The organism is Promicromonospora sp. NPDC050880 (assembly GCF_044456525.1).
GTDB lineage: Bacteria > Actinomycetota > Actinomycetes > Actinomycetales > Cellulomonadaceae > Promicromonospora.
This window is the reverse complement of the sequence record NZ_JBITFV010000010.1, coordinates 166763-188344: the sequence shown is the minus strand read 5'-3', so window position 1 is coordinate 188344 and position 21582 is coordinate 166763. Positions and strand designations below refer to the sequence as shown.

Genomic DNA, 21582 nt, shown 5'->3' with positions numbered 1-21582 from the left:
CCCGCGTCGTCGTCGGCCTCCCCGTACGGTGCCGCTGTCAGCACCCCAGCTCGTCCACCATGGCCTCGCGGGCCTCCTGGACGTTCTCCGCCTCGTCCTTCAGGGACTGTGCCGCGTCCTGGAGGGTCTCGTCGCCGTCCACGTCCTCGACCGCCTGCTGCAGGCCGTCCCATGCCTCGTCGAGTGCCTGACCGCGGTCCTGGGCCACCTGGTCCGCCGCGGCGTCGAGGTCCTGCCAGGCGGCGCGGACCTCGTCGCGCGCGGTCATCACCTCGTCGACCGTGGCATCAGGGGTAGCAGTCGTGGCGAAGTCGTCCAGTGCCGTGCCGAGCTGCTCGGCGGCGGCGCAGGCCTGCTCGGTGTTCTCCTCGGGTGTCTCGCTGGAGCAGGCCGCCGTGGCCAGGATCATCAGCCCGGTCGCGACGCCCGCCGCCCGTCTCGTGGTGCTGCGCATGTCGATGCCCTTCTGTCGTCGGTACGGATCTGTCGTCGGGTACGGCGGGCGGGCGCTCAGCCCAGCAGCTTCGCCTTGGCCGCCGCGAACTCGGCGTCCGTGAGGACGCCCTGGCCGTGCAGCGTGCCCAGCTGCGCGAGCTGGGCCAGCAGCTCGTTGTTCCCCGCGCCGCCGGACGCTGCCGCAGGCGGTGCCGCCTGGGGCTGCGCGACGGGCTGCGCCGGGGGCGGGGCCGCCTCGTACCGCTGGGCCTCGTACTGCTGGGCCTCGTACTGCTGCTGGGCGCGGTTCGCCTGGCGGCGGCTGATCGCTCCCGCCGTCGCCTGGGCGGTGCCCGCGATGACGGCGGTGCGCGCGGCGGTGCCCAGGAGTCCGGGCCTGCCGAAACGTCTCAGGGGTGCCATGTCGGTGCTCCGTTCGTTGTCAGGTTCTGCGGTGAGGTTCGGGTTCAGGCCGGGGACCCGGCCGCGGTCTCGGCCTGAGCCGCGACCTCGTTGACCGTCGTGGCGGGTACCCGCTCGTGCAGGATCACCTCCGCGTCCGCGTCCACGGCCGCCTGCACGAGGGCTCGTGACCAGGTGTGCTCGATCGCCAGGACGAGCACGGACATTCCCGGGTCGACCGCCGCGGCGATCTCCCGCAGGTCCTCGTCGCCCGTCAGCCCGGCGGCGGGGAGCTCCACGGTGACCAGGTCGATCTCGTCGCCCAGCTCGTGCGCCTCCAGGAGCGCGATCTCGCCGTCCTCGCCGCGGCGCACGACGGCGAGGTCCAGCAGGGTGACGGCGCCGCCCGCGGCGACGTCGAGGACGGCCCGGGTGACCGAGGGCGGGATGCGCGGGGTGTCGAAGGCGAGCGCGACAAGCTCGACGGGACCGAACGAGGGTTGCATGATGACCTCCAGGGACTGTTCGCAACAGGAGTTGCGGGACCGGGGGGACTACCCGGCACGTGCCACGGTGGTGCGAGCGATGCCCGAGACCAGACCGAGGATCGCGAACCCGATGACCACGTTGATGAGCGCGCTCGCCAGCTTGCTGCCCAGCGGGGCGTCGGTGACGAACGGCGCCACCCCGGCGACCACGGTCGCCAGGCCCACGATCCAGCCGAAGAACGACAGCGCCCGCGGCGTGCTCAGGAGCAGCAGGTGCACGAGCGCGACGGCGAGCAGAGCGGCGACCGCGGCAGCCACCATGAACCGGACCGTCGACACGTCGCCCCACACGCCCTCCCCCTGGGGCGCCAGGAGCGGGATGTCGAACACCCCCCGGAGGACGAGCACGCCCACCAGTGCGATCAGGGCCACGACCAGCGCCGTCGCGACCCCTCCCGACCAGAGCGTGCGGGCGTCCACGGCGCGGGCGCGCGGTGCGGGATCCTGCGGTTGTCGTGGGACGGCCACCGTCTCACCTGACCTCTCGTCTCGCTCGTGCCGACCCTGCGACCCTGCGCGGGCGGTGCGGCAGGCGGCTCACCCGTTGCGGGTGAACCCGGCCGGTTCGCCGTCCGTGAGGCCCCCGGCGAACACCGTGGCCCAGTCCCGCCGCATGCTGACCACGGTCCAGCCGAGCCGCCGCGCCGTGTCCGTGATCGGCTCGTCCGCCGCGAACGTCTGCGCCTGACCGGCGTAGGCGAACTCCCGGTCGGCGTCGTCGTGGTCCACCAGCAGCGAGAGGTGCGGTCCGTCGGCAGCGGAAGCCCACTCGAGCAGCTCGGTGTCACCCGCGGAGTTGCCGGCGGCGAGCGCCGGCGAGCGCCCGAGCTGGGTCTGGATGTTGGTCACCTTGGCGGCGCCCTCGTTGACGTCGCCCAGCACCCGCCCGGTGCGCCGCAGGACCGGGCGGCCGGCGTCGTCCCGGTCGAGGACGTACGCGATCATGGTCCCGACCACACGCTCGGGCGGCACGTCGTACAGCTCCTGGCTGACCGAGCGGACGAACTCGGTACCACCGCCGGTCACGACGCCCACGGTGAAGTCCAGCGCCCGCAAGGCGCCGAGCAGCTCGAGCATCGGCCGGTACCGCGTCGCGGCGAGGGGCCGGCCCAGGGTCGGGTGGGCGGCCGAGCGCAGGAACGTGCGGGTCTCCCGGGTGAAGGCCGCGGGGTCGAGCCCCCGGAAGAGCCCAGCCAGGGCCAGCGCGACCCGCTCCAGCCCGATCTCCCCCACCGCCGCCGAGTCCCCCGCGAGCACGGCACGGAACTCGGCCTCGTGCGCGAGCGCCGGGTCGTCCCGCACCCGCCGCCGCAGCGCGTCGAGATAGAACTCGTACTGCACGTAGGTGGGCCGCTCGCACCACAGGGTGCCGTCGTTGTCGAAGTACGCCACCCGGTCCTCGGGCGGGATCTCCGGCGCCGCGCCGAGGAACCCGAGCAGGGCGTCGCGGGTGGGTCCGGAGCGCCAGGACGGCAGCGGGTCGCCGGTCAGGTCGGTCACGTGGGCTCCTCGGGTCGTTCGGGCGGACGGCACGCGCGCTCAGGTCCGGTCTCCCCCGGCGGCCGCCACGGGGCGGGACAGGAGCTCGAGGAGCAGCACCAGCACGAGGGCCCCCACGGCCACGCCCGCCACGAGACCCGGCGTCGGGCTCGGCGCGAGCAGCAGCACGACGGCGGCCAGCGCGACGACGGCCACCCGGACCACGGCGCGGTAGCGGGCGAGCCAGGTGCCCACCGGCCCGGTGGTCGCTCCCCTGCCCTCGGCCCAGCCTCGCGCCCCGCCCAGGCCCTTGCCGACGGCGGCCCGCAGGCTCCGCGCCGACGCGCTGGACCCGCCCAGGTAGGCCGCCACCGCCACCACGAGGCCGAGCACCCCCACGGTGCGGAGCGTCACGCGCAGGAACGACACCACCTGGTCGAAGACGACCTGCGCGGCGTCGAGGCGCAGCACCAGGCCGCTGAGCGCATCGAGGTACAGCCCGCGGGCGACCGCGAGCGCGAGCGCCATCACGAGCATCGCGGCGACCAGCGCGAGGCCCGCCACGACCAGGGTCCGCAGGCGGTGCACCGCCGCGACCACGCCCGCGCCCAGCAGGACCAGCACCACCCACGGCAACCACTGCCCCAGCGCGACCACCTGCGCGTACCGGTTGCGCACCTCGACGAGCTGGGACGACTCCAGGACGACGAACGACGCGCTGACGGTGGGCAGGTTGGCCACCAGCGTGAACCCCCGGTCCACCAGCCGGTCCTTGAGCAGGTCGATCACCCCGGCGAGCTGGATGGTGAGCCGGCCGTCCTCGCCGGCCTGGACCACGTCGCCGCCTTCGCCCCGCATGACGGCCACGAGCTGCTGGTGGGCGACCCGGTTGGCCTGGGTCCAGGCGTCCCGGAACTGGTCGCTCGCGACCACGCGGTCCGCGGCGTCACGGACGAACGACTCGACCCCGCCCGTCAGCGGCGCCTCCAGCATCGGCAGGGCGCCCGCCACCCGCGGCGCGAGCCCCTGCTCGTCCAGCCCCTCGGCGACCCCGTCGAGCAGCGCGCCGACGTCGATCTGCTCCATCAGCGCCGACGTCATCCGGGCCGACACGGCGGACCGGACCGCCGGGTCCTCGGCCAGGGGCGCCACCGTGGCGACGTACCGGTCGGTGTCGGTCAGGGTGCGTTCCGCCCACGCCGCGACCACGCCGACGGGGGCCAGCAGGGCGCCGAGCACGATCAGGACCACGGCGGCCGTGCTGCGCCCCCGGTGGCGTACGGGCCGCGGGGCGCCGGCCGTCCGCCCGGCCGCGGCCAGGGCATCGAGGCGGCCGCGCAGCTCCGCGTTCTCGCGCTCCAGCGCGGCGAGGCGCGCGCCGTCCTCCGGTGCTGCGGCCGCGTCGTTCATCCGCCCCTCCGAGCCCGGGGCGTGCTCCGCACGCGAGGTCGCGCGCCGCCCGTCACCCATGCTGGGCGGACCCGCAGGCCAGAGCCTCCCCCGGAACGGGTGAGCCGCGCCGTCAGACGGCCGACAGCATCAGCGAGACCGCGAAGCCGATCGCCACCAGGGAACCGGTGGCCACGCCCTCCACGCGGTAGGACTCCGGCAGCAGCGTGTTGGACACCATCGCGAGCAGCGCACCGGCCGCGAAACCCTGGGCGAGCGCCCCGGTGCGGCCGCTGGCCGGGTCGAGCAGCAGGTACCCGAGAGCCGCGCTCACCCCGGCCACGAGCACCACGACGGACCACATCCACAGCACCCGCGACCGCGTCCACCCGGCCGTGCGCAGCCCGCTCGAGGACGACAGCCCCTCCGGGAAGTTGCTGAGGATCACGCCCGCCAGCAGCGCCACGCTGACGTTCCCCTCCAGCACGGTCAGGCCGAGCACGAAGGACTCCGGGATGCCGTCGAGCACCGACCCGAACACGATCGCGAGCGGGGCCCCGTCGGCCTGGGCCCCGCCCGCGTCCTTGCGTGCCGCCGCGCCGCGCCGGCCCAGCCACCAGTCACCGGCGGTGAAGGTGGCCGCGCCCAGCAGGGTGAGCAGCCCGACCTGGCCGACCGAGGCCGTCTCGACGGCCTCGTCCACCAGCTCGAAGGCGACCGACCCGATGAGCAGTCCGGCGCCGAGCGCCATCACCACCGCGATGAACCGGCGGCTCGGCCGCCCCGCGTACGCCACGAGCGCCCCCGCGACCAGGGCGGCCGCCCCGAGCGCACCCCACCCGAAGGCTGCCAGCACGCGCCGGGCCCGTCAGGCCAGCGCCTTGGCCTTGAGCCGCTCGAACTCCGCCGGTGTGATGGTGCCGGAGTCCAGCAGGTTCTTGGCGCTCGCGATCTGGTCGGCGGGCGCCACCGCGGCCACGTCGCGGATGTAGCTCTCGGTGTCCTGGCGTGCCTGGGTGACCACGGCAGCCTGCCGCTGTGCCATGCCCCGGCCGCGCGCGATCAGGTAGACCAGTGCGGTCAGGACGGGCAGGAAGATCAGGAAGATGATCCACACCGCCTTCCACCACCCGGAGAGCTCCTTGTCCCGGAACAGGTCGGCGACCACCTGGAACAGCACCATCAGGTAGGCCACGAAGAAGAAGCTGTAGACCATCAGCCAGAAGAAGTCCCAGAAGTCCATGACCGTCTCCGCTCTCGACGTTCCTCCATGGGGTCTTTCCCCGGCACGAGCCGAGAGCTCCACGGTAGGCGCGGCGTCCTGCCACCGCCTCGTGGGAAACGGGTGAACGCCCGCTCGCCTTGCCCGCTCCCCACACTTCCCGGTACCTGCCGGTACTTCCCGCTACTCGTACCGCAGCGACGAGATCGGGTCCTGCCGGGCCGCCCGCAGCGCCGGCAGGGTGCCGGCGAGGAAGGCGATGGCCATGACGCCCAGCACCACGGCCGCGACCGTGACCGGGTCGAAGGCGACGAGGGTCAGGCCCGGCAGGTTCGCCAGGAGGTCGCCCGAGACGCTGCCCACGAGCTGTCCGACGCCGATCGCGGCCAGCACGCCCAGCGCGCTGCCGACCAGGCCGATCACCACCGCCTCGATGCTGAACAGGGAGAAGACGCGCGGGCTGGACAGTCCCATGGCCTTCATGAGGCCCACCTCGCGGGTGCGTTCCTGGACCGCCATGAAGAGCGTGTTGACGATCCCGATGCCCGCCGCGATCAGCGCGATCACCGCGAACCCGTTCAGCACCAGCACGATCGCGTCGATGACCGACGTCAGCGTGCCGAGCTGGTCCTCCAGGGTGCTGGCGGTGTACCCGGCGTCGGCCAGGCGGTCCACGAGCGCCTGCTGGGCCTCCGGTCCGGCGTCGGCGTCGAAGGTCACCGAGGCCTGCGCGTAACGGGAGGCCTGTGCCGCGGGCACCCCGGTGGCCTGCAGGTCGTAGAGCTCCTGCGTGAGCACGTCGTTCGGGATGGCGCCGCCCATGCTGATGACGCCGGGCTCGGCCACCCCGACCACTGTCGCCTCGGTCGTCACCTGCTTCCCGGTGCCGTCGGTGACCGCGAGGGTGACGGTCTGTCCCACGGCGTCGGACGCCGTCCCGAGGCCCAGGGGCTCCACGTGATCCTCCGGGAGCACCAGCTCGGGGTCGGGGGCGTCGAGGTCGACCTGCCGGCCGGCGGCGAGCTCCGCCTTCATCCCGGGCACGAACTGGGAGACGGCGAGCTGGTACCGGTCGCCGCCGCCGTGCTGGACGTAGTCCGTGGTGACCGCCTTGACCGGCTCGACGCCCAGCACTCCGTCGATCCCGGCCAGGGTGTCGATGTCGTCGTCGGTCAGGGCCGTCGTCGTGGAGCCGGGCGGACCGTCGGCGGCGATCTGGTCGGGGTCGTACTCGGCGGGGCCTTCGGTGGGCACCGAGTCGTCGGTCTTGGTCACGGTGAGCACGTCCTCGACGCCGACGGACGCCACCGTGTCGTCGATGTACCGGTTGATGCCCGTACCCAGACCGTTGGTCAGGGACAGCGTGAAGGCCCCGATGAAGATGGCCAGGACGGTCAGGCTGGTGCGCAGCCGCGACCGGAAGGCGTTGCGGAACGCGGTGGCGACCACGTCGACGGTCCTCATGCCGCCACCTCCTCGTGCGCGGCGACCAGGCCGTCGCGCATCTGGATGCTGCGGTCGCACCGGGCGGCCAGGTCGTCGTCGTGCGTGACGACCACCAGGCTGATGCCGTGGCTGCGGTTGAGGCCGAACAGGATGTCCTCCACGACGCCGCCGGTGGTGGTGTCCAGGTTGCCGGTCGGCTCGTCGGCGAAGATCACGCGCGGCCGGTTGATCAGCGCGCGGGCGATAACCACGCGCTGCTTCTGCCCGCCGGACAGGTCGTTGGCCTTGTTGCCGGCCTTGTCGTCCAGCTCGAGCTGTGCCAGGGCCGCCAGCCCGCGGGCGTGACGCTCGCGGCGGGGCACCCCGGCGATCTTCAGCGGCAGGGTCACGTTGTCCAGCACGCTGGCCTGGGCGTTGAGGAAGAACTGCTGGAACACGAACCCGAACGTGCGGTTGCGGGTCTGGTTGAGCTGCTTGGCCGAGAGGCGGGAGGTGTCTGTCCCGTCCAGCGTGATGGTGCCCGAGGTGGGCCGGTCCAGCAGGGCGAGCAGGTGCATCAGGGTCGACTTGCCCGAGCCGCTCTTGCCGGTGATCGCCACCGACTCACCCTCGGCGATGTCCAGGTCCAGGCCCTTGAGCGCCTCGAACGCGCTCGGCCCGGACCCGTAGGTCTTGTGCAGGTTGCTCACGGAGAGCAGTGGGGATGCCACGTCACGGCCTCTCTCTGGTGCTGGTTCGTCGGACGAGTCCCACCCTGCGCGTGCACCGGCCCACGCGGATCAGCCTGGCGATGACTCTCGTGTACCCCCCTGGTAGCACTTCCCGCCGTCCGCCCACCTGGGACGACACCACGCGACACCACACATGACGCCATACCCCTTGCGCTGACACCATGCGTGGTGTCATAGTGGCGTCATGGACCTGACGAGACATGTCGACGAGCTGCAGCGCCAGCTCTCCGCCGCGGCCGCCGCGGGCGGGGACGAGGCCCGAGAGCTCGCCGGCCGCCTGACCGCCCCGCTCGACGCCGCCGCCCGGCTCGTCCTGCTGGAGGCGCTCTCCGCGGCGGCCGGCGAGATCTCGGCGGAGCTCGCCCCCGGCTCGGTCGACGTGCGGCTGCGCGGCGGCGACCCGGAGTTCGTGGTCGCCGTCCCGGAGACCGCCGCACCGGCCGCCGTCCCGGCCACCGTCCCTGCGGCGTCGGCACCTGCGGTCTCGCCGGCGGCGGTCGAGACCGAGGCGGGCGCCACCACCCGCACCACGCTGCGCCTGCCCGACCACCTCAAGACCCGCGCCGAGCTCGCCGCCGCGCGCGAGGGCGTCTCGGTCAACACGTGGCTCGTCCGGGCGGTCGCCGCCGCCCTGGAGCAGCCCACCGGCCGCCCCGAGCAGCAAGGCCCGCCCGGTAAGCCCGGCAGCACCCGCCTCACCGGCTGGGTGCGCTGACACCGACCCGCCCGCCGTGACACCACGGCGACACCACATCACCCCACAGCCTCACCACCTGGAGTCGTCATGCCCACCTTCCCCGCGCCCACGCCCGTCCCGGTCGTCATCGACGTCCCCTTCGGCAACCTGCGCGTCACCGCGAGCGACCGGGACGACGTCGTCGTCACCGTGCTGCCGGCCGACCCCGCCAAGTCCGGGTCGGTGCGCGCCGCCGAGGAGACCCGGGTCACCCGGGACGGCGACGCCGTCTCGATCGTCTACCCCAACTCCTGGAAGCAGTACGTGCTGCCGTTCTCCGCCGGCGGGGCGATCGTCACGATCGAGGTGCCCACCGGATCCGACCTGCGCGGCAAGGCGGGGTCGCTGTACGCGGAGGGCCGCCTCGGCGCCGTCGACCTCACCCTGAACGGTGGCGACGCCCGGGTCGACGAGGCCGACCGCCTCGACCTCAACGTCTCGGCCGGGTCCGTCGTCGCCCGCCGCGCCACCGGGCCCACCCACGTCAAGGCAGGCGCCGGAGGCGTGCGGATCACCGAGTTCTCCGGCGAGGGCACCGTCCGCGCCAGCAACGGCGCCACGATCGTGGGCTCGATGACCGGCACGCTCGAGGTCATCGGAGCACACGCCGAGATCGTCGTGGACCGCGTGCACGGCACGCTCGCGGTGCGGTCGGCGCACGCCGGCATCCGCGTCGAGCGCGTCGACTCGGGCAGCGTCACCGCCACGACGTCGTACGGGTCCATCGAGATCAACGTGCCCGAGGGCACCGCCGCCTGGCTCGACGTGAGCTCGGAGCACGGCAGCGTCCGGAACGACCTCACGCCCACCGAGGGCCCCGTCGAGAACGAGGCCACCGCAGAGATCCACGCCAGCACCGGGTGGGGCGACATCATCGTCCGCCGCCCGTGACCGTCTTCCCGCACCACTCCTCCCCAGGATCAGCCCCAGAGAATGGAAGTGACATGAGCCTGCCCACCGAACAGGGACGCGACATCGCGATCCGGGTACGGAACATCGAGAAGTCCTACAAGGACCTGCACGTGCTGCGGGGCGTCGACCTCGAGGTCGCCCGCGGCAGCATCTTCGCCCTCCTCGGCTCCAACGGCGCCGGCAAGACCACCATGGTCCGGATCCTGTCGACACTGCTGACCGCCGACGCCGGCACGGCGAGCGTCAACGGGTTCGACGTCGCCGGCCAGGCCGCCGACGTCCGGGAGTCGATCAGCCTCACCGGCCAGTTCGCGGCCGTCGACGAGATCCTCACCGGCCGGGAGAACCTGGTGCTGGTGGCCCGGCTGCGACACCTGGCGAACCCGGGCCAGGTCGCCGACGACCTCCTGGCCCGGTTCTCCCTGACCGAGGCCGGCGGCCGCAAGGCCGGCACCTACTCCGGTGGCATGCGGCGTCGCCTGGACATCGCGATGAGCCTGATCGGCGACCCGCCGATCATCTTCCTCGACGAGCCCACCACGGGCCTGGACCCCCAGGCACGCATCGAGGTGTGGCAGACGGTGAAGGCCCTCGCCGAGAACGGCACCACCGTGCTGCTCACCACCCAGTACCTGGACGAGGCCGAGCAGCTCGCCGACCGCATCGCGATCCTCCACGAGGGCCGCATCATCGTCGACGGCACGCTGGCCGAGCTCAAGGCTCTCCTCCCGCCCGCCAAGGTCGAGTACGTCGAGAAGCAGCCGTCCCTGGAGGACGTCTTCCTCTCGCTCGTCGGCGGCAACGGCACCACTCCTGCGACCACGAAGGAAGAGCGATGAGCAAGAACTTCTTCGGCGACACCGCCGTGCTGACGGGCCGGTCCCTGACCCACATCAGCCGCAGCCCCGACACCATCATCACCACCGCGGTCACCCCGATCGCCCTCATGCTGCTGTTCGTGTACGTCTTCGGCGGCGCGATCCAGACCGGCACCGAGAACTACGTCAACTACCTGCTGCCCGGCATCCTGCTGATCACCGTCGCGTCGGGCATCGCCTACACGGCCTACCGGCTGTTCCTCGACATGCAGGGCGGCATCCTCGAGCGGTTCCAGTCCATGCCCATCGCCCGCTCGTCGGTGCTCTGGGCACACGTGCTGACCTCGCTGGTCGCCAACCTGATCTCGGTGGCGGTGGTCGTGCTGGTGGCCCTGGCCATGGGCTTCCGCTCGGGGGCCGGCGTGCTGGCCTGGCTCGGCGTGGCCGGCATCATCACCCTGTTCACGCTGGCGCTGACCTGGCTCGCCGTGATCGCGGGCCTGTCCGCCAAGACCGTGGACGGCGCGAGCGCGTTCTCCTACCCGCTCATCTTCCTGCCGTTCATCAGCTCGGCGTTCGTGCCCACCGACACCATGCCGGGCCCGGTGCGCTGGTTCGCCGAGAACCAGCCCGTGACCTCGATCGTCGACGCGATCCGCAACCTCCTGGCCGAGCAGCCGGTCGGTACGGACATCTGGGTCGCGCTGGCCTGGTGCGTCGGCATCCTGGTGGTGGCGTTCGCGTTCGCGACGTCGGCCTACCGCCGCCGCATCAGCTGAGGACGGGGCGGGGCCGGTCCGATCCAGCCTGGTCCGGTCCCGGCTCGTCCCCGCCCGAAGGTGCGCTTCTACCCAGTCCTTGGGCCCAGAATCCCGTCTGATTCTGGGCCCAATGACTGGGTAGAAGCGCACTTTGCGTGCGCGGGCCTGGCAGTTGGACGACGGCGCACCGTGGCACTGCTTCGTGCACACTCGCGAGTCGCGCTCCCCCGGACCGGACCGCACCGCCCGGCCCGCACCGCCCGGCCCGCGCTCCCCCGGGCCCCACCCCCGCGGCTACTCCCAGACCGCGACGCTGCGTCGTACCGGCACCGACCCGTCGTCGGCGGCAAACAGCTCCGGCGAGCGCTGCCGGGTCTTCTCGATGTCGTCGAACACCGCGCGCAGGTGCCCGCGCAGGCAGTCGCGTGCGCTGGAGATGTCTCCCGCGACCACGGCGTCGAGGATGGCATGGTGCTCGTCGACGAACCGGCCCACGCCGTCGGACTCGTGCAGGCCCAGGCGCCGCGCCCGGTCGAGGTGCCCCTTGGCCGCCACGACGGTGGACCACGCGCGGCCGTGCCCGCTGAGGCGCAGCAGCCCGTGGTGGAACGCCTCGTCGAGCTCGAAGAAGCGCTCGATGCCGAGTCCGGGCTCCCGCTGCTGCTCCAGGTTGGCGCGCAGCTCGGCCAGGAGGTCCGGGTCGAGCACGTCGGGGATGTCGTCGAACGCGGCGAGCTCGACCGCCTCGCGCAGGAACTGTGCGTCCGCGACCCGCTCGGCGTCGACCCGGGAGACGAACGACCCGACCTTGGGGAACACCCGGACCAGCCCCTCCTCGCCGAGGAGGATCAGGCTCTCGCGCACCGGTGTGCGGCTCACGCCGAGCGACGCCGCCAGCTCGTTCTCCGAGAGCGAGGCGCCCGGCGGCAGCTCGAGGGTGAGCACCTTGCGGCGCAGCGTCTCGTACACGACGCTCCGGTTGGATCGCGAGCCTTGCCCCATGCCAGGGAGTCTAGACGAGGCACCGAGCAGGCACGGCAGTTGACACCAACTTGTCGACACTGCTTCCATACAAGTCCTGCCACACATAGGTCGTGGGCATGTCCCGACAACGACGTCAGTCACGAAGTCAAGGAGCACCTCCCATGGCGGACACCGCTATGACCCCACCGGGGAACGTGGTCACCCGGTCGACCAAGGACCTCACCAAGGCAGCCGTCTCCGGCTGGCTCGGTACCGCCATGGAGTTCATGGACTTCCAGCTCTACTCGCTGGCGGCGGCGATCGTGTTCAACCAGATCTTCTTCCCCGGGGTCAGCCCCGCCATCGCGCTCATCGCGGCGATGGCGACCTACGGCGTCGGCTACGTGGCCCGCCTCGCGGGCGCGATCTACTTCGGCCGCATGGGCGACCGGATCGGCCGGCGCAAGGTGCTGTTCCTGACCATCGCGCTCATGGGCGTGTCGACGACGCTGATCGGCGTGCTGCCCACGTACCAGATGATCGGCATCACCGCGCCGATCCTCCTGGTGGTGCTGCGCCTGGTGCAGGGCTTCGGCGCCGGCGCGGAGATCGCCGGGGCCACCGTGATGCTCGCCGAGTACGCGCCGGTCAAGCGGCGCGGCCTGGTGGCGTCGCTGGTCTCGCTCGGCACCAACTCCGGCACGCTGGCGGCCTCGGCCCTGTGGGCGCTGCTGCTGGTGGTGCTCAGCGAGGAGCAGCTCCTGTCCTGGGGCTGGCGCGTGCCGTTCCTGCTCAGCTTCGTGCTCATGATCCTCGCGGTCTGGATCCGCCGGAACGTCAAGGAGAGCCCCGTGTTCGAGGCGCGGGCCGACGTGGTCGACGGCGTCGCCCTGAGCCGCTCGGAGGTCAAGGAGGCGCCCGCCGCGCCCGTGCTGGAGGCGGCGCTGGCGCAGCGCAAGGGCAAGGCGTTCTTCCTCGCGCTGGCCCTGCGGTTCGGCCAGGCCGGCAACTCCGGCCTGATCCAGACGTTCCTGGTGGGCTACATCGCCACCAACCTGGCCATGGACCGCGCCCTGCCCACCGAGGCCATCATGTGGGGCTCGATCGCCGGCTTCGCCACGGTGCCCCTGGTGGGCATGCTCGGCGACCGTTTCGGACGGCGCGCGATGTACACCACGCTCTCGCTGCTCACCATCGCGTTCGCGTTCCCGATGATGCTGCTGGTCACCAGCGGCAGCACCGCCGCGCTGCTGCTCGGCATGATCGCGGGGCTCAACATCGGCGTGCTGGGCCTGTTCGCCCTGGAGAGCGTGACCATGGCCGAGCTGTTCGGCGCCCGCACCCGGTTCACCCAGCTCGCCCTGACCAAGGAGATCGGCGGCATCCTCGCCACCGCGATCGGCCCGGTCGTCGCCGCCTCGCTCACCGCGGCCACCGGTAGCTGGTGGCCCATCGCCGCGATGCTCGTCGCCTACTCGGTCATCACCCTGGTCGCCGCGCGCCTCGCGCCGGAGACCCGTGGCCGCGACCTGGTCCAGCTCGAGGACGCCGTATGAGGGCCGTCGTCGTGCACGGGGCCGGGGACCTGCGGGTCGAGGAGCGCCCCGACCCCGTGGCCGGGCCCGGCGAGGTGCTCGTCGCGATGGAGTGGGGCGGTGTCTGCGGGTCGGACGTGGCCTACTGGCGCAACGGGTCCTCGGGCACGGCCGTGCTGCGCGACCCGCTCGTCCTCGGTCACGAGGTGGCCGGCCGCGTGGCAGCCCTCGGTCCGGGCGTCAGCGGCTGGGCGCCGGGCACCCCGGTGACCGTGCACCCCGCGACGGCGACGGCGGAGTCCGTGCTGCCCGACCGGCTGGCCGGGCGCACCAACCTGCACTCGCACGTGCGGTACTTCGGCTCGGCGGCCTTCCACCCGCACACCGACGGCGGGTTCAGCGAGCTGCGGGCCGTCCCCGCCGCCCAGCTGAGGCGCCTGCCCGACGGCGTGAGCACCGAGCAGGGGGCGCTGGCCGAGCCGCTGGCCGTGGCGATGCACGCGGTGCGCCGCGCCGGCGTCGTCCGCGGGCGGGACGTCGTGGTCAACGGGGCGGGACCGATCGGCTGCCTCGTCGTGGCCGCCGCGAAGCATGCCGGAGCCGCGACGGTCACCGCCGCCGACGTGTCCGGCACGTCCCTGGCCGTGGCCAAGGAGCTCGGCGCCGACCGCACCCTGAACGTCGCCGCCGGCGACACGCTGCCGCAGGACAGCGAGCTCGTGTTCGAGGCCTCCGGCGCACCCGCCGCGCTGGGCGGCGTGCTGCGCGCCACGGCCCGCGGCGGCACGCTCGTCCAGGTGGGCAACCTGCCCGGCGCCGCGGCTCCCGCCGCGCTCGGCGACCTCGTGACCCGCGAGATCACCTGGGTCGGGGCCTACCGGTTCGTCGAGGAGATCAGCGACGCGCTCGACGCGCTGCGTGACGGGCTCGACGTCTCGGACGTCGTCACGCACCGGTTCGGCATCGAGGACGCCGGCGCCGCGCTGGCGGCCGCCGCCGGGCCGGAGAGCAGCAAGGTGCTGATCCGCCTGGCACAGGGCTGACCAGCCGTCGCGTGCGGTGCTGCCGCATCTGCTGTGGCATCGTGGCACCGCACGCGACGTCGAGGTCCGAGGGGGAACGATGCGAGGTACTCAGCTGCTGGTCGACGCGTTCGGCAGGATCCGGGAGACGGTGCACGCCGCGGTCCGGGGCCTCGACCCCGACGAGCTGGCCTTCCGGCCCGACGAGGGCTCCAACTCGGTCGCCTGGCTCGTCTGGCACCTGACCCGGGTCCAGGACGACCACGTCGCCGACGCGGCCGGCACCAGCCAGATCTGGTCCGACGACGGCTGGGACCGCCGGTTCGGCCTGCCGTTCCCGGCCGAGGAGACGGGCTACCGGCACGACGCCGACGAGGTGGCCGCCGTCCGCGTCTCGTCCGGCGACCTGCTCACCGGGTACCACGACGCCGTGCACGGCCATACGGTGCGCTACCTGGAACGGCTGTCCGACGACGACCTCGACCGCGTGGTCGACACCCGGTGGGACCCGCCGGTGACGCTCGGCGTCCGGCTGGTCAGCGTCGTCAACGACGACATGCAGCACGCCGGGCAGGCGGCGTACGTGCGCGGGCTCGTGCTGCGCCGTCGCTGAACCCGCTCCCCCGGCGACGGCCGGCCGGCCACGCCGTCGTTCAGGGGTGGTCCGCGGGGCGCGGGAGCGTGCCGTGCTCGACCAGGCGGTCGTAGATGTCCTCGAACGCGCTCGCCAGCTGCCGGGTCTGCGCCCCCGACAGCGCGTCGAGGAAGACGGTGCGCACGAAGTCGGTGTGCGCCGGCGAGGCACGTCGGAGCAGGGCGCGCCCCTCGTCGGTGAGGGTCACGTCCGTCGCCCTGCGGTCCCGTGCGCTCGGCGTGACCTCCACCAGGGTGCGGCGCGCCATGCGCAGCACCTGGTGGGACACCCGGCTCCGTTCGGCGCCGATGCGCGTGGCCAGGTCGGAGACCGTCATGCTGCCGTCCTGGTCGCTGGTGAGCGCCACCAGGACGTCGTAGTCCGCCAGGGAGACCCCGGCGTCGGCCTGGAGCTGGTGGTTCATCTCGTACCGCAGGCGCAGGTGCACCTTCATGTAGGCGTACCAGGCGCGCACCTGGTCGTCGTCGAGGAAGGCGAAGGGCGACTCGGGAGGGACGTCGTACCGGCCCATGCGGTTCAGCGGAACAGGACGGTGTAGACCTTCGCCAGGAGCCCGTCGCGGGCGAAGCCCATGTCCGTGCCGCGGACCACCGGCGGCGCGCCCTCGGGCCCGAGCGCCCATGCCAGGTAGCCCAGGTCCTGCACCTGGTAGAAGTCCCCGTCCGGCCGGAACACGAAGCCCGGTGCCCCGTCCAGGATCTCCCGCACCTTGGCGTCCAGCGCCTCGTGCCCCTCGACCTGGCCCTCCGCATCGGCGAAGACCACGTCCTTCGTGTACGTCCGGCGGATCGCCTCCGCCCGGCGGGTGGCGTCCCGCTCCCCGAAGACCTCCAGCAGGTTGGCGCGCATCAGCTTCTCGAGCCCCGGCTCCGACATGGCACCCCTCCAGATTTACGTGAAGTTTCACTCAAAGTAGGTGCCCGCACACCGCTCGTCAAGCCGATGGTGCGTTGACGCACATTCTGCGGTTCGTCGCGCGGCCCGTGCCCGACCTCGGTGGAATGGTCCCCGAACGGGAGGGGATCAGCCGGTATGACTGCCGCACGCGCGCTGCAGATCGACGACTGGGTCGTGCATCGGCCCAATGTCGTGCGTTCGGTCATGGCCCGGGTGCCCGGCATCGACGCCGAGGAGGCCACCAGCCGTGCCCTGGAGAAGATGATCCGCATCGTCTCGACCGGCGGCACCATCACCGACCCCGCGCCCTACTGGCGCCGTGCGGCCATGAACGAGGCCATCTCGATGACGCGGGAGGCCGGACGCACCACCCTCGTCGAGGACGACACGCTCGACGGCCTGACCCCACCCGCCGAGGGCGCGGAGCTCGACGCCGAACGCCAGGCGGACGTCTCGATGCTCCGCACGGCCCTGGCCGACCTGGCCGACGACGACCGCCAGATCCTGCTCGAACGCCACGTGCACGACAAGGCCGTGAGCGACATCGCCACCGGCCTGGGCGTACGCCCGCACGCGGTGACCATGCGGTTGCGGCGCGCCGAGGAACGCCTCGCCGGGGCGTTCGCCGCCGCCCACGCCCGCACCGTGAACGAGCCCGAGTGCCGAGCCACCCGCGCCGCCATGCACGACTACCTGAAGGACCGGCTGCTCCCCCGGCGCCGCGCCCGGGTGGAGACCCACATGGACGGCTGCGCCGACTGCACGCGCGCCTTCCTGGACGTGCGGGAGGTGTCCTGGATGCTGCGCGACCTGGGCCAGCACGTCGTGGCCGGGGCGCTGGCGACCGGTGCGCTCGGTGCGGCGGTCGGCGCCGGGGTGGCCGGCGCCGCGGGCGGCAGCGCGGCCGGAGGCGGGGCCGCGGGTGCCGGGGCACCGCGCTCGTTCGGCAAGAAGGAGGCCGCGGTCGCCGCGGGGGTGGTTGCCGCTCTGGCGGTCGGGGCAGGCGCGGCGGCGCTCGTGGCGAACCAGCCCGACGACCCGCCAGCGGCGGAGTCCGTCGAGGCTCCTGGTGGGGGTGCGGGTGAGGGAGCGGGTTCGGATGGCGGCTCGGGCGGGGGTGCGGGTGCTCCGGGCGGGGGTGCTCCGGGCGGCGGAGGGGCGGGCGAGGACGGGGGCGCGGCGGGCGGGGGTGCAGGCGAGGGCGAACCTGGCAGTGGAGACGGCGGGACGGACGGCGGAGGTGGCACAGCCGAGGGCGGAGCTGGCACAGCCGAGGGCGGAGCTGGCACAGCCGACGGCGGAGCTGGCACAGCCGACGGCGAGACGGGTGCCGGTGACGCCGACGGTGCAGCAGGCCCCGGCGCGGACGCTGCACCGGGCAGCGGTGCGCCGGAGGGATCGGGCGACGGCGAGACGGGAACCGGAGCCGATCCGACCGGGGACGGCCGCGACTCCGGCGACGGTCCGGACGCTCCCAGCGAGAACGACCCTGACGCTGCGGGTACGGATGCCGGCACCACCGACGAACCCGAGTCCACCACCGACAACGGGGCCCAGTCCGACGACGGGGCCCGGTCCGGCACGGGAAGCGGCGGAACAGGAACCGACAACCCGGACGGCGCTCCTGGCGACTCCGGCACCACCCCGGCCGACGGCTCCGACGGCAGCTCGGACGGCGGCAGCTCGGACCTCGGAGCAACCGTTTCGGACTGGCTGGCCGGGCTCGGCCTGGGCGACGGCTCGTCCGGTGGCACCGGCGATGCGGACACGGCATCCGGCAGCCGCACCGGCGCCGACCCCGCGCACGGTGACGACGACGGCGACCAAGGCGCCCCCGGCAGCGACTCCGCGGACGGCGACAACTCCGAGAACGGCAGCGACTCGGCGGACGGCGACAACTCCGCAGGCACCTCCGGGGCCGACCCCACGACCGGCCACCGCGACCAGACCGGGGCCGACCCCACCACCAACGGCGACGGCCCCGCGTCCGCCGAGGGCACCACCCCCGGCATCGGCGCGGAGCTGAGGAGCTGGTTCGCCCGGCTCGGCGTCGCGGGCGTGCCTGCGTTCCTGCTGATCGTCTTCATTCTCTGGCTCTGGGAGCGCTGGACCCGCTCGGAGACCAAGTAGCGGGGCACCACGTCCTCCCCACTTCGGTCTCTAGCCGCCCCTCCGGCAACGTGTTGGGGGGGGGGGGGGGGGGGGGGGGGGGGGGGGGGGGGCGGGGGGGGGGGGGGGCCCCCCCCCCCCCCCCCCCCCCCCCCCCCCCCCCGCGGCGGCCCCCCCCCCCCCCCCCCCCCCCCCCCCACCACCACAGCCCAGCGGGTGCAAGGGACCGAACCAGCCCGGCCCAACGCCGCCAGCCCAGGCCAGCCGACGCCCCTAGCCCGGCCGGCACCCGCGACCCAGCCAGCCCAACCCAGCCAGCCAGCCAGCAACCCAGCCAAGCCAGCAACCCAGCCAACCCAGCCAAGCCAACCCAGCCAACCCAGCCAACCCAGCCAACCCAGCCAAGCCAGCAACCCAGCCAACCCAGCCAAGCCAACCCAGCCAACCCAGCCAACCCAGCCAACCCAGCCAAGCCAACCCAGCCAACCCAGCCAACCCAGCCAAGCCAACCCAGCCAACCCAGCCAACCCAGCCAACCCAGCCAACCAAGCCAACCCAGCCAACCCAGCCAACCCAGCCCGAGCCAACCCAGCCAAGCCAACCCAGCCCCCAGCCCCCAGTCCCAGCCCCCACCCCCGAGGCACGCCAGCCCCGGCCGCCCCGGCGTCAAGCCCAGAGGAACGGCACCACCATCGTCAGCAGCGTCACCACCGGGGTGATGATCACCATCGACAGGCCCCAGACGGTCAGGTTCCGGTTCACCCGTGGCCGGTCCGCCTCCACCGTGGACGCCACGATGGTCGCGCCGGTGGTGCCGAACGGGGCGCAGTCCACGAGCGAGGCCGAGATCGCCAGCGCGTAGATGAACCCGGTCATCTCCAGGCCGCCGCCGGGCACGAGCAGCGGAACGGCCAGCGGGACGAGCGCCCCGATGATGCCGATCGTGGAGGCGAACGCCGACACCAGGCCGGCCACCACGCAGATGACGAACGCGGCCACGAGCGGGTCGCTCACGGAGCGGGCGGCCTCGCCGAGCTGGTCGATGGCGCCGAGCCGGGTCAGCACCTCGACGTACGTGATGATGCCGCCCAGCAGCAGGATGGTGCTCCAGTCGACCTTGGTCATGGCGCGTCGTCCGACGCCGGGGTCCACCAGCGCGAGGATCACCGCGATGGTCAGCGCGACCACGCCCAGGTTGATGTCCACGTCGAGCTGCGTGAGCAGGAAGAACCCGCCGATCAGCACCACGATCGAGGCCATGACGAGCACCTGCATGCCCGTCGCCCCGGCCGGCGTCGCCGGCGCCTCGGCCCGCGTGAGCGTCGCCGTCGCGGTCCCACCGCCACCGGCACCACCGGAACCGGAACCGGAACCCGCACCCCCACCGGCCCCGCCCTCCGGCGAGACCCCGGAACCCGAACCGGCCCCGCGCGACCGCTGGATGAGCTCCCGCCCGCCGAACATGAAGAACGCCACGAGCACGACCAGCGCGTTGATCCCGACCGACAGCCCGAACATCAGGCCGGCGTCGTACCGCAGGTCCGCGGAGGAGGCCACGGTCTGCACGGTGATGCCCACGATGCTGGTGGGCGCGAGCGCGCCACCGACGATGGCGGAGCTCATCGCGATGGCCATCATGGTCGAGTTGATCCGGTGGGTCGCGGCGAGGCTCATCGCGATCGGCACCACGGCGAACGCCGCGTGCGAGGTACCGAGGCAGGCCACGCCGGTGGCGATCAGCCACAGGCCCCAGGGCAGCAGTGCCACGCGGTCGCCGATGAGCCCGAGCGAGCGGTCCACGAGCCAGTCGATGGTGCCGGTCTCGCGCGCGATCCCGAACAGGTAGGTGATGCCCAGCAGGATGATCAGGGCGTCGACGGGGAACCCGCCCAGCACGTCGTCCAGGCCCTCCCCCACCACGCCGATGCCCACGATGAACGAGGCGACCAGGGCGAGCGCGCCCATGTGGATGTTGCGCACCGCCGAGATGCCGAAGACGGCGGCGAGCCCGATGAGGGCGATGATCTCGGCGCTCATGCCGCACGCTCCCCTCGGGGCGGCACGGCGTGCGCGGACAGGGCGAGAATCGTCATCGATCGTCTCCGTTCGTGGTGGTGCGGGCGATGCCCTGGCGGTAGGCGGCCAGCGCCGGCTCGTCGACGCCCTCGACGTCGTCCAGGCCGATGAGGCCGCCGGGCGCGACGGGGCGCGTCAGGCGCGCGCCGTCGAGCAGGTAGTAGGGGGCGACGCCCTCGGCGTCGTCGAGCGCCGCGGGGTCCAGCAGCACCGGGGCGACGCCGTCGATCTCGTGGTGGTGGCCCTGGACGCGCAGCTCGGTGCCGGCCGCGAGGCCGTCCGCCGTGCGCGCGGCGAGCAGGGTGGTCCAGCGTGCCCGGGGTGCGGGCGCGCGGTCGACGGCGGCGTGCACGGTCAGCGGCGTCTCGACGCCCATGTAGTGGTACGGCCAGTACACGCACGCGTAGCGGCCGTCCCGGCTGACCACGTGCCCCTTGCCGCGCAGCAGCTCCCAGGTCGCGGGGTCGCCCGTGCGCACGACGGCGAAGACGCCGCCCGCGAAGCTCGCCTCGCCGGGCAGGCGCAGCGCCGAGAAGACGTCCACCACGCCGTCGTGCGCGAGGATGCCGCCGTCCTCGCGCGCCGCGTAGATGTCCGCGAGCTCGGCGATGCGGGCCACGGGGTAGTGCATGGCCTCGACGTCGGCGCGCGCGCCGGTCCGGGTCGCGACGACCGTCATCTCGCAGTGGTCCGCGGCGGCGGCCCGTTTGAGGTCCCGTACGGCCTCGGCGCGCCGGGCGAGCGTCCCGGGCACGTCGTCGCCGAGCTCCAGCAGGCCGGCCAGCGCGGGGGCGTCGACGGTCACGCCGGCCTGCGTGACGCGGCCGGTGGCGGGGTCGAGCTCCAGGTCGTACTCCCCCGACTTGCCGATCGCGACGATGTCGAGGCCGACGGCGCTGACCCAGTCGACCAGGCGCAGCAGGTTGGCGGGCTGGTCGCCGTCGCCCGGGAGGTAGCTGAGGCCGTTCGCGGCGGCGAGCTCACCGAGCGCGACGCCCACGACGGTGTCGACCTCCTTGCTCACCATCACCACATGTGTGCCGTGCGCGAGGGCCGCCGAGGCGTAGCCGTGCCCGGCCGCGACCCGGCCGCAGGCCTCGACGAGCACGTCGAGGCTCGCCCAGTCCAGGGCGTCCGCGGAGGCGAGCAGCGCGGTGCGCCCCTCGCGCACCAGGCGGGCGGTGGTCTCGGGGTCGGCGGACTCGCCGACGCGCTCGGCCGGGTGGCCGAGGTCGTCGAGCATGCGGCGCACGCCCGCGACGTCGGGGTCCACCAGGACCGCCGGGCGGATCTCGGGGGTCAGGGCGAGCTGGGCGAGGAACGTGCGGCCGTAGCCGCCGTTGGCCCCCGTCAGGGCGACGCGCACCGGGGCGCGCGTCCGGGAGACGTGATGAAGGATCACCGTTGTTCCGATCGTCGTGCACCTGCTCGGCGTTCGAGCGGGCT

Annotated in this window: 23 protein-coding genes; 8 read left to right on the top strand and 15 right to left on the bottom strand. The window is 73.3% G+C overall.

Annotated features, from left to right (window positions below; translation table 11 throughout):
• Positions 1-37: 37 nt before the first annotated feature.
• From ACIBBF_RS17285 to ACIBBF_RS17240, 10 genes are all read right to left on the bottom strand, one after another.
• Positions 38-454, bottom strand: a complete 417-nt coding sequence (locus tag ACIBBF_RS17285; protein WP_397415585.1) for a hypothetical protein — start codon at positions 452-454, stop codon at positions 38-40.
• A 56-nt stretch (positions 455-510) separates the two neighbouring features.
• Positions 511-858 carry an SHOCT domain-containing protein gene (locus ACIBBF_RS17280; RefSeq protein WP_397415582.1) on the bottom strand — a complete coding sequence of 116 codons (348 nt, stop codon included), beginning with the start codon at positions 856-858 and terminating at the stop codon, positions 511-513.
• Positions 859-902: 44 nt separating this feature from the next.
• Positions 903-1343 carry a DUF6325 family protein gene (locus ACIBBF_RS17275; protein WP_397415580.1) on the bottom strand — a complete coding sequence of 147 codons (441 nt, stop codon included), beginning with the start codon at positions 1341-1343 and terminating at the stop codon, positions 903-905.
• A 48-nt stretch (positions 1344-1391) separates the two neighbouring features.
• The gene (locus ACIBBF_RS17270; protein WP_397415578.1) at positions 1392-1853 is read right to left on the bottom strand and encodes a DUF6069 family protein; all 462 of its coding nucleotides are present in this window, start codon (positions 1851-1853) and stop codon (positions 1392-1394) included.
• Between the two features lie 69 nt (positions 1854-1922).
• Positions 1923-2885, bottom strand: a complete 963-nt coding sequence (locus ACIBBF_RS17265) for a haloacid dehalogenase-like hydrolase (RefSeq protein ID WP_397415576.1) — start codon at positions 2883-2885, stop codon at positions 1923-1925.
• A gap of 39 nt (positions 2886-2924) precedes the next feature.
• Complete coding sequence (locus ACIBBF_RS17260; protein WP_397415574.1) at positions 2925-4274, bottom strand: hypothetical protein; 1350 nt, start codon at positions 4272-4274, stop codon at positions 2925-2927.
• A gap of 112 nt (positions 4275-4386) precedes the next feature.
• Positions 4387-5109, bottom strand: a complete 723-nt coding sequence (locus ACIBBF_RS17255; protein ID WP_397415572.1) for a ZIP family metal transporter — start codon at positions 5107-5109, stop codon at positions 4387-4389.
• A 12-nt stretch (positions 5110-5121) separates the two neighbouring features.
• Positions 5122-5496 (bottom strand): SHOCT domain-containing protein, encoded by a 375-nt coding sequence (locus tag ACIBBF_RS17250; RefSeq protein WP_397415570.1) that lies wholly within the window; start codon positions 5494-5496, stop codon positions 5122-5124.
• Positions 5497-5658: 162 nt separating this feature from the next.
• A complete protein-coding gene (locus ACIBBF_RS17245) occupies positions 5659-6939 on the bottom strand; it encodes an ABC transporter permease (protein ID WP_397415567.1) in 1281 nt (426 codons plus the stop codon).
• Positions 6936-7631: an ABC transporter ATP-binding protein gene (locus ACIBBF_RS17240; protein WP_397415564.1), complete on the bottom strand. Its 696-nt coding sequence runs from the start codon at positions 7629-7631 to the stop codon at positions 6936-6938. Before ACIBBF_RS17240 ends, ACIBBF_RS17245 begins: the two co-directional genes overlap by 4 nt.
• Positions 7632-7836: 205 nt before the next feature.
• On the opposite strand from ACIBBF_RS17240, the gene ACIBBF_RS17235 reads away from it, so the two are divergent.
• The 4 genes from ACIBBF_RS17235 to ACIBBF_RS17220 all read left to right on the top strand — a co-directional run bounded on the left by ACIBBF_RS17235 (position 7837) and on the right by ACIBBF_RS17220 (position 10897).
• Positions 7837-8367 (top strand): toxin-antitoxin system HicB family antitoxin, encoded by a 531-nt coding sequence (locus tag ACIBBF_RS17235; RefSeq protein WP_397415562.1) that lies wholly within the window; start codon positions 7837-7839, stop codon positions 8365-8367.
• A gap of 69 nt (positions 8368-8436) precedes the next feature.
• Positions 8437-9279 carry a DUF4097 family beta strand repeat-containing protein gene (locus ACIBBF_RS17230; RefSeq protein ID WP_397415560.1) on the top strand — a complete coding sequence of 281 codons (843 nt, stop codon included), beginning with the start codon at positions 8437-8439 and terminating at the stop codon, positions 9277-9279.
• A 53-nt stretch (positions 9280-9332) separates the two neighbouring features.
• Positions 9333-10139, top strand: a complete 807-nt coding sequence (locus ACIBBF_RS17225; RefSeq protein ID WP_397415558.1) for an ABC transporter ATP-binding protein — start codon at positions 9333-9335, stop codon at positions 10137-10139.
• A complete protein-coding gene (locus ACIBBF_RS17220; RefSeq protein ID WP_119146145.1) occupies positions 10136-10897 on the top strand; it encodes an ABC transporter permease in 762 nt (253 codons plus the stop codon). Before ACIBBF_RS17225 ends, ACIBBF_RS17220 begins: the two co-directional genes overlap by 4 nt.
• Positions 10898-11173: 276 nt before the next feature.
• Here ACIBBF_RS17220 and ACIBBF_RS17215 read toward each other — a convergent pair whose 3' ends face one another.
• The gene (locus ACIBBF_RS17215) at positions 11174-11881 is read right to left on the bottom strand and encodes a GntR family transcriptional regulator (RefSeq protein ID WP_397415554.1); all 708 of its coding nucleotides are present in this window, start codon (positions 11879-11881) and stop codon (positions 11174-11176) included.
• Between the two features lie 143 nt (positions 11882-12024).
• Between ACIBBF_RS17215 and ACIBBF_RS17210 the strand changes: the two genes are divergently transcribed.
• The 3 genes from ACIBBF_RS17210 to ACIBBF_RS17200 all read left to right on the top strand — a co-directional run bounded on the left by ACIBBF_RS17210 (position 12025) and on the right by ACIBBF_RS17200 (position 15012).
• On the top strand, positions 12025-13398 hold the full coding sequence (locus tag ACIBBF_RS17210) for an MFS transporter (RefSeq protein ID WP_397415552.1): 1374 nt from the start codon (positions 12025-12027) through the stop codon (positions 13396-13398).
• Positions 13395-14420 (top strand): alcohol dehydrogenase catalytic domain-containing protein, encoded by a 1026-nt coding sequence (locus ACIBBF_RS17205; protein WP_397415550.1) that lies wholly within the window; start codon positions 13395-13397, stop codon positions 14418-14420. Before ACIBBF_RS17210 ends, ACIBBF_RS17205 begins: the two co-directional genes overlap by 4 nt.
• Before the next feature lie 79 nt (positions 14421-14499).
• Complete coding sequence (locus ACIBBF_RS17200; protein ID WP_397415548.1) at positions 14500-15012, top strand: DUF664 domain-containing protein; 513 nt, start codon at positions 14500-14502, stop codon at positions 15010-15012.
• A 40-nt stretch (positions 15013-15052) separates the two neighbouring features.
• Here the strand turns inward: ACIBBF_RS17200 and ACIBBF_RS17195 are convergent, their stop codons facing one another.
• Positions 15053-15565, bottom strand: a complete 513-nt coding sequence (locus ACIBBF_RS17195) for a MarR family winged helix-turn-helix transcriptional regulator (RefSeq protein ID WP_397415545.1) — start codon at positions 15563-15565, stop codon at positions 15053-15055.
• A gap of 5 nt (positions 15566-15570) precedes the next feature.
• The gene (locus tag ACIBBF_RS17190) at positions 15571-15930 is read right to left on the bottom strand and encodes a nuclear transport factor 2 family protein (RefSeq protein WP_397415543.1); all 360 of its coding nucleotides are present in this window, start codon (positions 15928-15930) and stop codon (positions 15571-15573) included.
• A 156-nt stretch (positions 15931-16086) separates the two neighbouring features.
• Here ACIBBF_RS17190 and ACIBBF_RS17185 point away from each other — a divergent pair, with 156 nt between their 5' ends.
• Positions 16087-18081, top strand: a complete 1995-nt coding sequence (locus ACIBBF_RS17185) for a zf-HC2 domain-containing protein (protein ID WP_397415541.1) — start codon at positions 16087-16089, stop codon at positions 18079-18081.
• A gap of 645 nt (positions 18082-18726) precedes the next feature.
• On the opposite strand, the gene ACIBBF_RS17180 is transcribed toward ACIBBF_RS17185, so the two are convergent.
• Together ACIBBF_RS17180 and ACIBBF_RS17175 are read right to left on the bottom strand one after the other, a co-directional pair.
• Positions 18727-20097: an SLC13 family permease gene (locus tag ACIBBF_RS17180; protein ID WP_397415539.1), complete on the bottom strand. Its 1371-nt coding sequence runs from the start codon at positions 20095-20097 to the stop codon at positions 18727-18729.
• Positions 20098-20149: 52 nt separating this feature from the next.
• Positions 20150-21538, bottom strand: a complete 1389-nt coding sequence (locus ACIBBF_RS17175; RefSeq protein WP_397415537.1) for a homoserine dehydrogenase — start codon at positions 21536-21538, stop codon at positions 20150-20152.
• Between the last annotated feature and the right edge of the window lie 44 nt (positions 21539-21582).

Bases quoted from the DNA above. Each gene is read 5' to 3' on its own strand.
- ACIBBF_RS17225 (WP_397415558.1), top strand. From the start codon at position 9,333: ATGAGCCTGCCCACCGAACAGGGACGCGACATCGCGATCCGGGTACGG.
- ACIBBF_RS17280 (WP_397415582.1), bottom strand. From the start codon at position 858: ATGGCACCCCTGAGACGTTTCGGCAGGCCCGGACTCCTGGGCACCGCC.
- ACIBBF_RS17215 (WP_397415554.1), bottom strand. From the start codon at position 11,881: ATGGGGCAAGGCTCGCGATCCAACCGGAGCGTCGTGTACGAGACGCTG.
- ACIBBF_RS17200 (WP_397415548.1), top strand. From the start codon at position 14,500: ATGCGAGGTACTCAGCTGCTGGTCGACGCGTTCGGCAGGATCCGGGAG.
- ACIBBF_RS17250 (WP_397415570.1), bottom strand. From the start codon at position 5,496: ATGGACTTCTGGGACTTCTTCTGGCTGATGGTCTACAGCTTCTTCTTC.
- ACIBBF_RS17275 (WP_397415580.1), bottom strand. From the start codon at position 1,343: ATGCAACCCTCGTTCGGTCCCGTCGAGCTTGTCGCGCTCGCCTTCGAC.
- ACIBBF_RS17210 (WP_397415552.1), top strand. From the start codon at position 12,025: ATGGCGGACACCGCTATGACCCCACCGGGGAACGTGGTCACCCGGTCG.
- ACIBBF_RS17260 (WP_397415574.1), bottom strand. From the start codon at position 4,274: ATGAACGACGCGGCCGCAGCACCGGAGGACGGCGCGCGCCTCGCCGCG.
- ACIBBF_RS17190 (WP_397415543.1), bottom strand. From the start codon at position 15,930: ATGTCGGAGCCGGGGCTCGAGAAGCTGATGCGCGCCAACCTGCTGGAG.
- ACIBBF_RS17245 (WP_397415567.1), bottom strand. From the start codon at position 6,939: ATGAGGACCGTCGACGTGGTCGCCACCGCGTTCCGCAACGCCTTCCGG.
- ACIBBF_RS17235 (WP_397415562.1), top strand. From the start codon at position 7,837: ATGGACCTGACGAGACATGTCGACGAGCTGCAGCGCCAGCTCTCCGCC.
- ACIBBF_RS17205 (WP_397415550.1), top strand. From the start codon at position 13,395: ATGAGGGCCGTCGTCGTGCACGGGGCCGGGGACCTGCGGGTCGAGGAG.
- ACIBBF_RS17195 (WP_397415545.1), bottom strand. From the start codon at position 15,565: ATGGGCCGGTACGACGTCCCTCCCGAGTCGCCCTTCGCCTTCCTCGAC.
- ACIBBF_RS17180 (WP_397415539.1), bottom strand. From the start codon at position 20,097: ATGAGCGCCGAGATCATCGCCCTCATCGGGCTCGCCGCCGTCTTCGGC.
- ACIBBF_RS17185 (WP_397415541.1), top strand. From the start codon at position 16,087: ATGACTGCCGCACGCGCGCTGCAGATCGACGACTGGGTCGTGCATCGG.
- ACIBBF_RS17230 (WP_397415560.1), top strand. From the start codon at position 8,437: ATGCCCACCTTCCCCGCGCCCACGCCCGTCCCGGTCGTCATCGACGTC.
- ACIBBF_RS17285 (WP_397415585.1), bottom strand. From the start codon at position 454: ATGCGCAGCACCACGAGACGGGCGGCGGGCGTCGCGACCGGGCTGATG.
- ACIBBF_RS17220 (WP_119146145.1), top strand. From the start codon at position 10,136: ATGAGCAAGAACTTCTTCGGCGACACCGCCGTGCTGACGGGCCGGTCC.